Genomic DNA, 13,407 nt, shown 5'->3' on the forward strand with positions numbered 1-13,407 from the left:
CTCCTGGGAGTTCGTGTTCCGACGTGCTCCATCCTTCACGTCCGCACCGTCCCGGATCGTCGGTCACGAGCCGTATATCCCGGAGCGCTCACCTCAGCCGCGCGGCTGCCCCGCACCCTCCTCAGGTCGCACCTCGCGCACGGACCCCGCGTACGGCACGCCGCCGTGCTTCTCGGTGACCGCATATACGCAGGCCCTGAACCAGTCCTCTTCTCCACCGTCCGCGGCCTGGACGAGTGCGCCTTCCCTGCACATACGCCGAGCCGCTGTACGCGCCTGCGCCTCGGTCTCATGGCCACGGAGCTTCTCTCTGTACTCAATCCCGAATTGACGGCCCTGCCGGAACGGGGTGTCGCGCTCGTCGGGTTCGGCAGACCCGCCGCCGCCCGCGCATCCGGTCAGTAAGAGAGCCAGAACGGCGGCGGCAGTGGCAGTGGCAGTGGCAGTGGCAGCAGATGTCACGGTTCGCATGGCGCCACCCTGCCAGCGTGCCCTCGATGCGGGCAGGGGAGAACGAGGCAACAGGAACCGAGGGACGAATCGGCTACACCGGGGACAAGACGTAGCAGCCCTCGGACTCCGCCTTCCGGGCATCGCTCCCCGGCACGTCGTCGCGGAAGTCATGGAACTGGTATTGGCCGGCGCCTCGCATGGTCGCGGCAGCACCCTTGGACACCACCATGCAAAAGCTCTTCCTGAGAGGGGCCTTCCCGCTTGCACGCCGCAAAACCAGGGTGCCTTCATATCTGCCTTCGGCGAATCCCCAGCCGACCGCGTTGAAGAGGAGCAGCGGCTGCTGCGGAGTGCTCTGGCTGACCAGAAGGGGACTCGGGTCTGCGACGCGCTGGTAGGTGAGGTTGTGGGCCGTGGCGTTGTAGGAGAACGATCCCGTCTCGTCCCAGAAGAAGGCAGGTGCCTTGGTGCCGGATGCGGCCGGCTGCAGGTGAAACTCGACCTGGTTGATCACCTCGACGCGCTCGGTCTTGACTCGCGTCGACAGCGTCGGCTGGAAATAGAGCCAGGTGTCCTTCCCCTGAGCGACCCGGGTGATGTGCGGCAGGGCGACGTCGACAGCAGGTTCCCGCTGGAGAGCCACGAGGTTGTAGATCGAGAGCGCAAGGGCCACCACGCCTGCGAGCGTCGCAGCCCAGGCATGGGCCTGCTCGTGGCGCCTCCTGGGGCGCGCCTCGGCGACCGTGTCCGGCTGGGAGGCGTCCTCCGGGTGGTCGCCTGATGGGATTTTGCTGAAGGCCATGACCTCAGCGTCGGCCGACGGTCATCGTCCGGCATGTGGTGTTACCCCAGCGGGGCGGTCCCCGGAAGCACCACCGTTTCGGCCGGATCCCGGTGACGACGCCTTGAGCCGTCCCGGGCGACGGTCGTCGCGCGCCGGGTCAGCACGCAGGTGGTGCTGCCGTCGTCCTCGGCGATGTCCCGGACGTGCTCGAAGCCGATCCGCTGCAGTACGGCCAGCGAGGCCTTGTTCGGTGCCGCCACAGTGGCATGCACCTCGGTCAGCCCGAGCGTTCCGAAGCCGTGGGCGACGATGGCCTCCGCCAGCTCGGTCCCCAGGCCGGACCCCCATGCAGCGGGCGCAAGAGCGTAAATGATCTCGTGGCCCCGGACCTCGTCGGTCGGCTTGATCTCGGCATGTCCGATCAGGCGTCCGTCGGGGCGGCGCACGGCCCACACGTCGAACAGGTCCTGGGCGTACACCTTGGTGAAGATCCGCCCGAAGAGAGCCCGGTCGTCCTCCTCGCTGGAGGGTCCGTCTCCCATCCAGCGGGACACCCGCGGGTCCTGGAAGAGGGCGAGGAACCCTTCTTCGTCCTCGGGCGTGTAGGGAACCAGGAGAAGACGCTCGGTGCGCAGAGTCGGTGTCACGGACGGTGACGCTACCCACGGAGTACCGGGGCGGCAATGGAGTTTCACCGGCACCGGTCCGGCCGCCCGTCTTCCGGATGCGCCTGCCCGGTGGCGAGCTGGTCTGGGCCGTCACCGGATACGGCGAGGTCCGTACGGCGCTGAGCCATCCCCTGCTGGCGCGTGATATCGGGGTGGGCGGCGGCCCGGAGTTGGGCGCGGCCGGATCGATGAGTGAAGGCGTCCTGCGGGACCGTACGCTCCTCCTCGACGGTCCCCCGCACACCCAGCTGCGTCGTCTGGCGGCCAAGCCCCTGACCGCCCGCCGGGTCGCCGCGCTGCGCCCCCGCATCCAGGAGCTGGCCGACGACCTCATCGACGCTCTGGAGGAGGCGGGCCGGCCCGCGGACCTGGTGGCGGGCCTGGCCTACCCGCTCCCGATCACGGTGATCTGCGAGCTCCTCGGCGTTCCGGCCCGGGACAGTGCCGGATTCCGCCGGTGGACGGACCGTATGGCCACCGTGGCCACCATCGGCGACACCACTCGGGACGAGTCCTTGTCCGCGCTGTTCGAAGTGCTCGCCTATCTCGGGCAGCGTCTGGAGGAGAAGCGGGCGCACCCCGGCGAGGATCTGCTCAGTGCCTGGCTGGCCGCGCAGGAGGGTGACGACCGCCTCACCGACGCCGAGATCGTGCAGCTCGCTCTGAGCATCCTCTTCGCCGGCTACGAAAGCACCGCGAGCGCCATCGCGGCATCCTTGTGGCGGTTGCTGCACCATCCCGATCGGCTAAGGGCGCTCTGTGCCGGGCCGGAGCTGATCCCGGGCGCCGTGCAGGAGCTGATCCGCTATCAGACCCCTGCCCTGCTGTTCCGCGTCCTCGTGGCCCGAGAGGACTTCCGGCTCGGCGGTACGCGGATCCGGCGCGGCGACAGCGTGATGCCGCTCACCTGGGCCGCCAACCGCGACCCCTCGCACTTCAAGGATCCCGACCGCTTCGACATCCGGCGCCGCGACGAGTCCCACGTCGTCTACGGCCACGGGCCGCACACATGCCTCGGAGCGGCTCTGGCAACGGCCGAACTCGAGATCGCGATCAGTACCCTCCTGCGCCGCATGCCCGGCCTGCGCCCGGCGGTTCCGCTCGACGCACTGGCCTGGCGCACGGACCGGCTCCCCGGAGGCGGTTTGCTGACGCTGCCCGTCCACTGGTGAACCGGTGACAATGACGCGCCGGACAGGCCCTAATAGGCCGTAACGCCCACGGCGTTGCCGGCGACACCCACGGGGTTTCCGGCGCCGGGGACGACGAAGCCGCACTCGTAGGCGAGGATCACGGCCTGGGTGCGGTTCCGGGCGCCCAGTTTGGCCAGCAGGTTGCTCACGTGGGTCTTGACGGTCTCCAGGCTGACGACGAGGCGCCCGGCGATGTCCGGGTTGGACAGGCCCGTCGCCACGAGGCGGAGGATTTCGACCTCGCGGCTCGTGAGCGCGGGCACGCCGCGCGCGGGGCGGGGCGGTGGGGCGGGCCGTGCGGCGACGAGTCTGCGGACGGCGTCCGGGAAGAGGACGGAGTCGGTCGTGGCGACCAGGCGTACGGCATGGGCGATCTGCTCCGAAGGCGCCCGCTTGAGGACGAAGCCGCTCGCTCCGGCGCGCAGGGCGTCGTAGACGTACTCGTCGTTCTCGAAGGTGGTGATGACCACGACTTTGGGCGGCTCGGGAAGGGCTGCGGCCTGCAGCCGTCGGGTGGCCTCGATTCCGTCGATGCCGGGCATGCGTACGTCCATCAGTACGACGTCGGGCCGGAGTTCGGCGGCCAGGGCCAGGGCCTGGTCGCCGTCGGCGGCCTCGCCGATCACGTCGAGGCCCGGGCGGGCGGACAGCAGGGTACGCAGGCCGGTGCGGGTGAGTTCCTCGTCATCGGCGACGAGCACGGTGACGTCGCCGGTCGTGGGCATGGTCATCGGCATGGGCATGGGCGTGGGCGTGGTCATGGTGTCGACCGTAGTGGGATGCGGACGGCCAGCAGCCAGCCGGTACCGGAGGCGTCGGGCCCTGCGGAGACCTCGCCGCGGAGCAGGTGCACGCGCTCGGCGATGCCGGTGACGCCCTGCCCCTTCCTGCGGCGGGTCCGGCCGGCGAGCGAGTGGGCCGACGGGCCGGCGATCCGGTTGGCCACCTCCACCTCCAGCCACGCCGCCGTGGCCACCACCCGCAGGCCGACGGGCGCGGACCGGCCGCCGGTGACGGCGCCGTGGCGCAGGGCGTTGGTGAGTCCCTCCTGGGCGATCCGGTACGCCTCCCGGGACACGGTCGCCGGTACGCCGGCCAGGTCACCGGTGATGTCGGCCTCGACGTCCGTGCCGGTCCCGCGCACCCGGTCCACCAGGGCGTGCAGGTCGGCCAGGGAGAAGGGCGGGGACGTCGGGGCCCGGCCCTCCCTGAGGATGCCGAGGACGTGGTCGAGGTCGTCCATGGCCGCGCGCGACGCTCCCTCCAGGCCGGTGAGGGCGCGGCGGGCGGCGGCGGGGTCGGTGTCCATGAGCTCCTTCGCGACCGCAGCCTGAATGGTGGAGGCGGTCAGGGTGTGACCGATCGAGTCGTGCAACTCCTGAGCCAGCCTGTTCCGTTGCGCGAGCACGCGCACCTGTCCTTCGAGTGCGGCGAGCCGTTCGGCAGGAAGCTGACCGAGGAGAGGTGCGGCCAGCCGCCGGAAGAGGGCTGCCGTGCCCTTGCCCGCAGAGCAGGCGAGGACCAGGAGCAGGGCGCCCGCCGGCAACGTCCACAGTCCCGACGCGCCCCCTGCCACGCCCACCGGCAGGAACACGGTGATCCGGTCCCCTCCCTTGAGCCATACGGCGGGCAGGGCGACGGCTGCCATCAGGAGGAAGCCGGAGACGACGACCGATACACCGCCCAGCAGGGCGTGCAGAACCAACCACGCTCCCGTACGCAGGCGGTGGTGCGGCCGCGCGTCCGCTTCGGCGGCGGCTGCGGGGCGGCCCGGCACGGGCAGGGCCGTGCCCAGCAGGTGGTTGGCCAGCCGCACGGATGCGTACCGGGCGAAGTACGGACGGCCCGCCGCGGCGCAGAGAACCGCCCAGAGCACCAGGACGAGACCGGTGCGGACGGACCCCGGCCAGTGGGCCGGGGCGACCGCGGCCGCCGGTACCGCCACGGCGAGCGGCAGCAGGCCGGCGGCGGCACCGAGAAGCGCGTGGAGCCAGGCGTGGAACCCGGCGTGGAGCCGGCTTTTGCGGGTATCCGCGACGAAAGGTGAAGACGTGGGCGTGCACACGCCGGGGAGTATCGCACTCGCGTCTTCCCGGAAGCCTCCCCCGCAAGAGCCAGATACGGATTCCCCCGCTACCGGGATGTGCCGCCCGCCCCTTCCCGGCGAAGGTTGCCGGGCACTGCAGACAACACCGGGAAAGCGGGGGTGCGTTCATGGCATCGAAGGCATTGCGGCCGGAAGCCGGCGGGACGAGGAAGAAGAGGGCGGCGGCGAAGAAGGGGGTGGCGGCGAAAAGGGGGGTAGCGGCGTTCCTCGTCATCTGCTTCGGGGCCAGCTGGGCTTATGTCTTCACAGTACGTTTCGCCTGCGGCCTGTCGCTGGAGAATCCGCTGGTGCAGCTGCCTTTCGGCTTCATGCCGGCCATAGCGGCGACCGTGGTGCGCCGCTGGGTCACCAAGGAGGGCTTCGCCGACGCCGGCCTGCGCCTCCGTATACGGAGCGCGTGGCCCTATTACGTGGCCGCCTGGCTCGGCCCCCTGGCCCTGACGGCCGCCACGATGGGGCTGGCGGCGGCACTGGGCTTGTGGACCCCGGACCTCTCCCCGCTCCGGGACTTCGCCGGCGGCATGCCCGCGTGGGTATTCGTCCTGCTGCTCATGGCCGTCCTGCCGCTCCTGACACCGATCTACGGCGGCGAGGAATTCGGCTGGACCAGCTATCTGCGCCCCCGCCTCTCCCCCGGCCGGTCCACGAAGGCCACGGTCGTCACGGGCCTCATCTGGGCGTCGTGGCACTACCCGCTGGCCTTCGCCGGATACATAGAATTCCCCGGCGTCATCATCGGCCTGCTGGCCTGGACGGTTTCCTTCCAGTTCCAGGAGGCGCTCCTGGTCTGGCTGTACGTACGCAGCAAGAGCGTCTGGGTCGTAAGCCTCGCCCACGCCGGCAACAACATGGTCCTCTCCCTCGTCTCGGGCGTCCTCCTGTCCGAGGGCGCGGGCCTGGACGTCACACCGGTCACCCTCTTGATGACCGCCCCGATGGCCGTCGTCTGTGCCGTGCTCGCCCTACGAGGGAGGACCCTACGGCGTAGGGCCCTACGGGGGAGGCTGCGTCCCCGCGACGGCGGCATGCACGAGCGGGCCTCCGTGGCGCCGGATGCGCCGGTACACCTGCAGAGGTGAGGTCACCCGTCGATCCGGGGCAACCAGGCGGTGGCGGCCACCACTTCGCGCGCGATGTCGGCGACGGAGCGCCCGTCGGTCGCCACGCGTACCGTGTCCCCGGGTGCCCGCTCGTCCAGGAGACGGGCCTTGTAGGCGCTGTTCTTCAGCTCCTGTTCCAGCTCCGAGCCGAGTTCCCGGCCCCTCAGCCGCTCACCGGTCGTGGCGTCCGAGGCCGTGAGCAGCACCCGTACGATCCGCACGTCGCCGCCCATGGCGCGCCGGAACATGCCCGTGTTCCCGGCCAGCACGCTGACGGTGTTCGTGTAGATCAGGCGGCGATAGCCGAGCTCGGCGAAGTTCGACCAGACCGCGGTGAGATTGCGTTCGGTGATCTCGCTGCGGCTCGGGTCCCCCTCCGGGGCAGGGTGGACCTGGCACATGAAGTCTCCCTCGATGACGCAGTGAGGGACCGTCGCGGCACGCAGACGGGCCGAGGCCTCCCACGCCACCGTCGTCTTTCCGACGCCGGCACGCCCTCCGATGAGCAACACCTCTGCTTGTTCCATGGCGGCACCGTGCCACCCAACGCCCCGACCGTGCCAGTGAATTCGGAACCCACCCCGTCAGCCGGTGGCACCGTGGCGGGCCGGCGGCGCGTGCGGATCGACGCCGACGGGGGTGTGGTCGGTGTGAACGGTCGCGGCGGTCAGCCGGGGGACGGCGTGGATCAGCGCGTGCTCGGCCGCGACGGCGAGCCGGTGCGCCTGGACGACGGTCAGGTGCGGGTCGACGACGATGTCGGCCTCGGCGCGCAGGACATGCCCGACCCAGCGGATCCGCACCTGCCCGATGCCGCGCACTCCGTCCACGCTGCGCAGGGCGCTCTCGGCACTGTCGACGAGTTCCGGCTCGACGCAGTCCATCAGGCGACGGCCGACCTCGCGGGCGGCGTCCTTGAGGACGAGGAGGATCGCGGCGGTGATGAACAATCCGATGACGGGGTCGGCCAGGCGCCAGCCGAGGAAAGCGCCCCCGGCGCCGAGGAGGACGGCCAGGGACGTGAAGCCGTCGGTGCGAGCGTGCAGGCCGTCGGCGACCAGGGCCGCGGAGCCGATCCGCCGGCCGGTGCGGATGCGGTACCGGGCCACGCACTCGTTGCCGGCGAAGCCGGCCAGCGCGGCCACGGTCACGGCCCACAGGTGCGTGACGTCGCGGGGGTGCAGGAGGCGGTCGACGGCCTCGTACGCGGCCAGGGCGGACGAGGCCGCCATGACCACGAGGACCGCGACACCGGCGAGATCCTCGGCGCGGCCGTAACCGTACGTATAGCGACGGTTCGCAGCCCGTCGCCCGAACACGAACGCAATGCCCAGCGGGACGGCGGTCAACGCATCAGCGGCATTGTGAAGGGCGTCACCGAGCAGCGCCACCGACCCGGACAGCGCGGAGATCACCGCCTGGACGACGGTGGTCGCCCCCAGCACGCCGAGCGACAGCCACAAGGTGCGCATACCGTCCCGCGACGCCTCCATCGCCGCGTCGACCTTGTCCCCGGCGTCATGGCTGTGCGGGTACGGGTGCGGGTGGGTGTGGGTGTGCCGATTCCCGTCCATGACTCCACGATGGCACCCTCATCCGATTGCGGCTACAACCGTCATACGCCCGGTGACCAGGTGCGATGAAGAGGCAGTTACGCGATGCACGCCACTGCCCGGAATAAGTCCCAAGTACGCCTGGCGTTACCTCAAGAAGGGCCGCGTCCCGCCCGAGGCCGGCGATGAGTTCGCCGACTTCGCCGGCCGCTTGCCGACGCGGCCCTGGTGGCCGAAAGCGGAGAAGGTCTGGAGATGGTCCGGATCAGCCCTCTACACCTGCCCGCCGCTGGTAGGGGGCCGCCGCGCGTTCCGCTCTCCTGCGGCGCCGTGGCCCTGCAGGATGAAGCGCCCGTCGGGCAGTGCGTCCAAGTGCCCGACCTGCAAGCTCTCATCGTGCAAGGCCTGTTCCCGTACAGGACTCAGACCGAGGCGCTGACGACCTCCCGCACTGCCGCGAGGAACTCCTCCGTGTGCGGGTGCGTGGGGTGGGCCGGGCGGGCGAGGTAGACCGTGGCGGCGGGCGCGTCGTCGACCGCGACGAAGCGCACGCCCGGGTGGCCGTGGCTCTCCGCCGTGCCCGCGGCGCCGACGCCGAACGCGCCGCCCGTGGCGATGAGGTTCAGCCACTCGTCGACGTTGCGCACCTCGATCGTGCGGTCCGGGCGCTGCGCCGCCGGCCAGAGGCCCACCGAGGCGGTGCCGGTGTCCGGCCAGAGAGCCAGCGGGAGGGGCGGGCCGGAGGTGAGCTCCGCGAGGCGCACCCGGTCGCGGGCCGCGAGCGGGTGGTCGTCGGGCAGGGCGGCGACCCGGTCCTCGGTGTAGAGGGCCTCGGTGCGGATGCGCGGGTCGGCGGGGACTGTGCGCAGCACCGCCACGTCGGTGTCGCCGGTGGCCAGGCCCGCGGTGCTGTTGTCCTGCCGGACGACTTCGAGCGGTGCGTGCGGGTGCGCCCGCCGCCATGAGCGCAGCAGGGGGACGGTCTGCTGCCCGAGGACGGCGCACGTGTAGCCGAGCCGCAGCGGCCGGTCGACGGCCCGGGTGTCGGCGAGTGCCGCGTCGAGGTGGGCGAGGATGGCGCGCCCGTGCCCGAGGAGGGTCTCCCCGGCCCGGGTGAGCTCCAGGCGGCGGGAGGAGCGGTCGACCAGCCGGACCCCGACGCGCGCCTCCAGCTGGGCGAGCGTGCGGGAGAGGGCGGGCTGCGTCATGTGCAGGCGGGCGGCCGCGGCGGTGACGGTGCCCGCCTCGGCGATGGCGGCCAGGGCCTTGAGGTGACGCAGCTCCACATCCATGCCTGGGAAGCATAGTCGCTGCCCAGACGGCATTTCCGGGCGCGGAGCGCAATCCGTAGCGTCGGATGCGCCGGGTGGTTGACGACTCGCCCGGTTCCCTCTCCGGGGCATTCCCAGAGGGCTCCCGGCATCTCCCCCGGCATTTCCCGGGGGTTCGTATTCCAGGCATTGGACGGTGGGTTATGAGGATTCTTCTGGTAGGCGCGGCCGGCACGCTGGGTTCCGTGGTGCACAAGGCGCTCGCGGAGCGCGGCCACGAGGTGATCGGCGTGGGCCGCACGGGCGGGGACCTGGTCTGCGACGTCACCGACCCGGAGGCCGTGGGCCGGATGTACGCGCAGGCCGGTCCGCTGGACGCGGTGGCCGTCGCGGCGGGCGACGCCGTGTTCAAGCCGCTGGCCGAGCTGGCCGCGGACGACTTCGCGGCGACGTTCCGCGGCAAGGCCCTCAGCCAGCTGGAGCTGGTCCGCCAAGGTGCCCGGCACGTGGCCGCGACCGGCTCGTTCACGCTGGTCAGCGGGATCCTCACGGAGGAGCCGATCGTGGCCGGGTCCGCTGCGTCCGCGGCCAACGGCGCGGTCGAGGCGTTCGTGCGGGCCGCCGCGATCGAGCTCCCGCCGCAGCGGATCAACGCGGTGAGCCCGACGGTGGCCGAGGAGTCCCTGCCCGCCTACGGGCCGTTCTTCGCGGGCATGGAGCCCGTACCGGCGGCGCGCGTCGCAACGGCGTACGTCCGCTCGGTCGAGGGGGCGCAGACGGGGCGGGTGTACCGGGTGCGCTAAGGCGTATCCGACGGGCTGTGTGACCGCTCTGGCGGGAGGCGGCAGCCCGGACAGCGCCTCAGCAGGCCGTCGCAAGCGGTGGCCGAGCTGAGGCTGCCCGCCGACCGGCTTGAGATCCCGGTTGAGCTGGAGATCCCTCCGGCGGCGGCTGTCCGTGTGCGCCCGTCCGGCCCACCCCGTACCGTCCATAACATCGCGATCCGCCCAACCGCCGCGGCCTTGTCCGGCCGGGCAGCCGTGGATATCGGCTGAGGAACGGGATCACATGACCAAGCACGGCATCCATGCGGTGGCTGCCACGGCCGCCGTGGCCTTGGCAGCGTTCGGCCCGGCGCCGAGCAATGCCGCGTCAGCGCACGGCCACCCCGCCGAGGCAGGCCAGGCCGCCCCGTCGTCGCGGTTCGTGCCCGGTCCCTGCCCGCAGACGCCCGAGCCGATCGCCGCACTGAGCACCGCACGGTGCGGTTTCCTGGAAGTCCCCGAGAACCGCGAACGCCCTGGCAGCCGGACGATCCGGCTGGCCGTGGCGGTCATTCCCGCCACGTCGGCGAAGCCCGCCGACGACCCGGTGGTGTTCATGGCGGGCGGCCCCGGCGGCGACACGTTCGACGACATTCCCTTCCTGGTCGGCTCCGGCCTGAACCGGGATCGCGCGCTGATCGTCATGGCCCAGCGCGGCAACCTCTACGACCGGCCGAACCTCGCCTGCCCGGAGCTGGACCGGTCCTCCGCGAAGGCGGTGGGGCTCGGCTACGACGTGCCGCAGGCGAAACGGCTCCTGCTGGACTCGGCGAAGAAGTGCCGGAACCGCCTGGCAGCCGACGGGATCGACCTGAGCGCCTACAACACCACTGAGAACGCCGCCGATTTCGCCGGTCTGCGCACGGCACTCGGCATCCCCCGGTGGAACGTCTACGGCTACTCCTACGGCAGCGACCTGGCCCTCACCTATCTGCGCAGACACCCCCAGGGGGTGCGTGCGGTGGCGATCGACTCGGTCACGCCTCCGCAGATCGCAACCCTGCCGTGGACCTGGAGCAGCGCCCGTGAGGGCATCGAGAACCTCTTCAAGGCGTGCGCGGCCGAGCCCGGCTGCAAGAGCCGCTACCCGGACCTCCGCCGGACCCTCACCGAGCAGGTGCGCAGGCTGGAGAAACGGCCCTTGACGCTGAACGCCCGGCCGCCGCGCGGAGGAGACCCGGTGAAGGTCGTCCTCGACGGGGGTGCGGTGCTGAATCTGCTGGTCGCCAACGCCGTCAAGCCACCCGACGTCCCCGCGGCGATCGAGGAACTCGCCCACGGACGTCCGGAGCGCTTCGCTCAGGCCCGCGCGGCCGGTTCGGTTCAGGTCGTCGGCGCGAGCGCCCACGGGCTGACGGAGTCGGTGGCGTGCAGCGAGTGGGTGCCGGGCTCCACGCCGACCGACGTGCTGAAGGCGGGGCGCCGGGCCTTCCCCGGGTGGCCGGACACGGTCCTGGCCCAGGCGCCGCAGCTGCCGTTCCAGCACCAGGTGTGCCGCGTCTGGGACGTACCGGACCGCAGCTCCGCCCAGCGGGTGGCCACCGTCAGCGCGGTGCCGACGCTCACCATCTCCGGGACGTTCGACACGAAGACCGGGGCGAGCTGGGCGCGGGACGCGGCCCGTACGCTGTCCCGCTCGACCTCCGTGAAGATCCCCGGCATCGGGCACTGGGTGGTCCCGCAATCGCCCTGCGCGCAACGGGTGCTGGCCTCGTTCCTCGCCCGTCCGACCGCGCCCGACACCGCTTGCGTGGCCGGTCTCACGCCGAAACCGTTCACGATCATCCCGAAGTGACCGGGAGGGCACATGACACTCGACCACGCACCTCGCCGACACCACCGCCGTATCGTGCGCCGGCTCCACGCCGTGCCGGCCGCGGTGGCGACCGGAATCCTCATAACCGGCCTGCTCGCGATACCCGCGCATGCAGAACACGGCACCAGCACCGGCCCCTCCACCGGAGCAGCGATCGGCACAGTCGCCCGGACGGCGGGCGACGCCCGCTTCGAGCCGGGCCCCTGCCCGAAGACGCCGGAGCCGATCGCCGCGCTCGAAAAGGCCCGCTGCGGAACGCTCACCGTGCCCGAGAACCGCGCCAGGCCCGACAGTCGAAGGATCACCCTCGGTGTCGCGATCGTGCCGGCGGCGGCCGCCAAACCGAAGCCCGACCCGATCGTGTGGCTCGCCGGCGGACCCGGCGACGACGCCGTCGGGGAGGCGAAGATGGCGATCGACGGCGGCCTGAACCGCGACCGGGACGTGATCTTCATGTCCCAGCGGGGCACGTACTCGGCCGACCCGGTCCTCACCTGTCCGAACATCGACGAGTTCAACGCGCGCGCCGTCGGCCTCGTCTACGACGCGCCGTCCACCGAGCGCCTGCACGTCGAGGCGACGCGCACCTGCCGCGACCGGCTGGCGGACCGCGGCGCCGACCTCGGCGCCTACAACGACACCGAGAGCGCCGCCGACTACGCAGACCTGCGCGTCGCGCTGGGCATCGACCAGTGGAACGTGTTCGGCATCTCCTACGGCACCCACCTGGCGCTCATCTATATGCGCCAGCACCCCCAGGGAATCCGGTCGGTCGGCATCGACGGCATCCTGCCGCCGTCCAAGGCGGGGTCGGCGCTGACCTGGAGCAGCGCCCGGCAGGGCTTCGACGGCCTGTTCAAGGCCTGCGCGGAGCAGCCCGCGTGCAACCGCCGCTATCCGCACCTGTCCGCCACCTTCGACCGCCTCGTCCGTGAACTGGAAGCCCACCCGGTCACCACCACCGTCACCGTCCCCGGCCGGCCGAAGCCGGTGAAGGTCGTACTGGACGGCGGAGCCCTGGTGAACTGGATGACCTCCGCCACCCACGTGGCGCCGGGCGTACCCCGCTCCCTCGACGAGCTGGCCCACGGCAAACCGCAGCGGATCGCCGAGCAGTGGGCGGGCGGCAAGCTCAGCCCCGAGGCCTTCGGCAGGACTGCCCACGGGCTCGCCTACGGCGTCTTCTGCAGTGAGTGGGTGCCGTACGAGAGCCGGGCCGAGGGGCTCCGGGGCGGGCACGACGCGTTCCCGTCGTTCCCCCGCTCGGTACTGGCCCAGGCCCCGCAGCTGACCTTCCTCCGTCCGGACTGCGCCGTCTGGGACGTCCCCGCGGCGCCGCCCTCGATCCGGGACGTCACGCGGAGCGACATCCCCACCCTCGCCCTGTCGGGCGGCTTCGACTCCCAGACCGGGGCGGCCGCCGGGCCGTACGTCGCCCGTACGCTGAGCCGCGCGACCGTCGTCACGGTCCCCTACGAGCCCCATGTCGTGTTCGCCACGTCACGGTGCGCCCAAGAGATCACCGTCTCCTTCTTCGACAACCCGACCGCCCCGCAAACCGGATGCCTCACCGGCCTCGAACCACCCCGGTTCGAGATCGGCCCGTGAAGCAGCCGACGTGCCACCGGCCTTCGGGCG

Annotated in this window: 12 protein-coding genes; 5 read left to right on the forward strand and 7 right to left on the reverse strand. The window is 71.7% G+C overall.

Annotation, left to right across the window (positions count from 1 at the left end; all coding sequences use genetic code 11):
• Nucleotides 1–544: 544 nt before the first annotated feature.
• Entirely contained in the window at nucleotides 545–1,255 is a 711-nt protein-coding gene (locus IE241_RS31110; protein WP_190025208.1) for a hypothetical protein, read from the reverse strand.
• A 41-nt stretch (nucleotides 1,256–1,296) separates the two neighbouring features.
• Nucleotides 1,297–1,884: a GNAT family N-acetyltransferase gene (locus IE241_RS31115; RefSeq protein ID WP_190025209.1), complete on the reverse strand. Its 588-nt coding sequence runs from the start codon at nucleotides 1,882–1,884 to the stop codon at nucleotides 1,297–1,299.
• 77 nt (nucleotides 1,885–1,961) lie between these two features.
• On the opposite strand from IE241_RS31115, the gene IE241_RS31120 reads away from it, so the two are divergent.
• Nucleotides 1,962–3,077 (forward strand): cytochrome P450, encoded by a 1,116-nt coding sequence (locus IE241_RS31120; protein WP_190025210.1) that lies wholly within the window; start codon nucleotides 1,962–1,964, stop codon nucleotides 3,075–3,077.
• Between the two features lie 29 nt (nucleotides 3,078–3,106).
• Here IE241_RS31120 and IE241_RS31125 read toward each other — a convergent pair whose 3' ends face one another.
• Together IE241_RS31125 and IE241_RS31130 are read right to left on the reverse strand one after the other, a co-directional pair.
• Complete coding sequence (locus IE241_RS31125) at nucleotides 3,107–3,859, reverse strand: response regulator transcription factor (RefSeq protein ID WP_229900096.1); 753 nt, start codon at nucleotides 3,857–3,859, stop codon at nucleotides 3,107–3,109.
• Nucleotides 3,856–5,163, reverse strand: coding sequence for a sensor histidine kinase (locus IE241_RS31130; RefSeq protein WP_190025211.1), 1,308 nt, complete (start codon nucleotides 5,161–5,163; stop codon nucleotides 3,856–3,858). Before IE241_RS31130 ends, IE241_RS31125 begins: the two co-directional genes overlap by 4 nt.
• A 329-nt stretch (nucleotides 5,164–5,492) precedes the next feature.
• On the opposite strand from IE241_RS31130, the gene IE241_RS31135 reads away from it, so the two are divergent.
• Nucleotides 5,493–6,284: a CPBP family intramembrane glutamic endopeptidase gene (locus IE241_RS31135; protein ID WP_229900098.1), complete on the forward strand. Its 792-nt coding sequence runs from the start codon at nucleotides 5,493–5,495 to the stop codon at nucleotides 6,282–6,284.
• 2 nt (nucleotides 6,285–6,286) lie between these two features.
• Here IE241_RS31135 and IE241_RS31140 read toward each other — a convergent pair whose 3' ends face one another.
• From IE241_RS31140 to IE241_RS31150, 3 genes are all read right to left on the reverse strand, one after another.
• The gene (locus IE241_RS31140; protein ID WP_190025213.1) at nucleotides 6,287–6,832 is read right to left on the reverse strand and encodes a hypothetical protein; all 546 of its coding nucleotides are present in this window, start codon (nucleotides 6,830–6,832) and stop codon (nucleotides 6,287–6,289) included.
• Nucleotides 6,833–6,889: 57 nt separating this feature from the next.
• Nucleotides 6,890–7,879: a cation diffusion facilitator family transporter gene (locus tag IE241_RS31145; protein WP_190025214.1), complete on the reverse strand. Its 990-nt coding sequence runs from the start codon at nucleotides 7,877–7,879 to the stop codon at nucleotides 6,890–6,892.
• A 401-nt stretch (nucleotides 7,880–8,280) separates the two neighbouring features.
• Complete coding sequence (locus IE241_RS31150) at nucleotides 8,281–9,150, reverse strand: LysR family transcriptional regulator (RefSeq protein ID WP_190025215.1); 870 nt, start codon at nucleotides 9,148–9,150, stop codon at nucleotides 8,281–8,283.
• A gap of 182 nt (nucleotides 9,151–9,332) precedes the next feature.
• Between IE241_RS31150 and IE241_RS31155 the strand changes: the two genes are divergently transcribed.
• From IE241_RS31155 to IE241_RS31165, 3 genes are all read left to right on the forward strand, one after another.
• Entirely contained in the window at nucleotides 9,333–9,932 is a 600-nt protein-coding gene (locus IE241_RS31155; protein WP_190025216.1) for a short chain dehydrogenase, read from the forward strand.
• 265 nt (nucleotides 9,933–10,197) lie between these two features.
• Nucleotides 10,198–11,748 carry an alpha/beta fold hydrolase gene (locus tag IE241_RS31160; protein WP_190025217.1) on the forward strand — a complete coding sequence of 517 codons (1,551 nt, stop codon included), beginning with the start codon at nucleotides 10,198–10,200 and terminating at the stop codon, nucleotides 11,746–11,748.
• A gap of 12 nt (nucleotides 11,749–11,760) precedes the next feature.
• Entirely contained in the window at nucleotides 11,761–13,377 is a 1,617-nt protein-coding gene (locus IE241_RS31165) for an alpha/beta fold hydrolase (RefSeq protein ID WP_190025218.1), read from the forward strand.
• Nucleotides 13,378–13,407 lie beyond the last annotated feature (30 nt).

The organism is Streptomyces hiroshimensis (genome assembly GCF_014650335.1).
Classification (GTDB): Bacteria; Actinomycetota; Actinomycetes; order Streptomycetales; family Streptomycetaceae; genus Streptomyces; species Streptomyces hiroshimensis.

Coding starts and splice junctions, on each gene's coding strand:
- IE241_RS31110 (WP_190025208.1), bottom strand. CDS start 1,255: ATGGCCTTCAGCAAAATCCCATCAGGCGACCACCCGGAGGACGCCTCC.
- IE241_RS31120 (WP_190025210.1), top strand. CDS start 1,962: ATGCGCCTGCCCGGTGGCGAGCTGGTCTGGGCCGTCACCGGATACGGC.
- IE241_RS31125 (WP_229900096.1), bottom strand. CDS start 3,859: ATGACCACGCCCACGCCCATGCCCATGCCGATGACCATGCCCACGACC.
- IE241_RS31140 (WP_190025213.1), bottom strand. CDS start 6,832: ATGGAACAAGCAGAGGTGTTGCTCATCGGAGGGCGTGCCGGCGTCGGA.
- IE241_RS31145 (WP_190025214.1), bottom strand. CDS start 7,879: ATGGACGGGAATCGGCACACCCACACCCACCCGCACCCGTACCCGCAC.
- IE241_RS31150 (WP_190025215.1), bottom strand. CDS start 9,150: ATGGATGTGGAGCTGCGTCACCTCAAGGCCCTGGCCGCCATCGCCGAG.
- IE241_RS31155 (WP_190025216.1), top strand. CDS start 9,333: ATGAGGATTCTTCTGGTAGGCGCGGCCGGCACGCTGGGTTCCGTGGTG.
- IE241_RS31160 (WP_190025217.1), top strand. CDS start 10,198: ATGACCAAGCACGGCATCCATGCGGTGGCTGCCACGGCCGCCGTGGCC.
- IE241_RS31165 (WP_190025218.1), top strand. CDS start 11,761: ATGACACTCGACCACGCACCTCGCCGACACCACCGCCGTATCGTGCGC.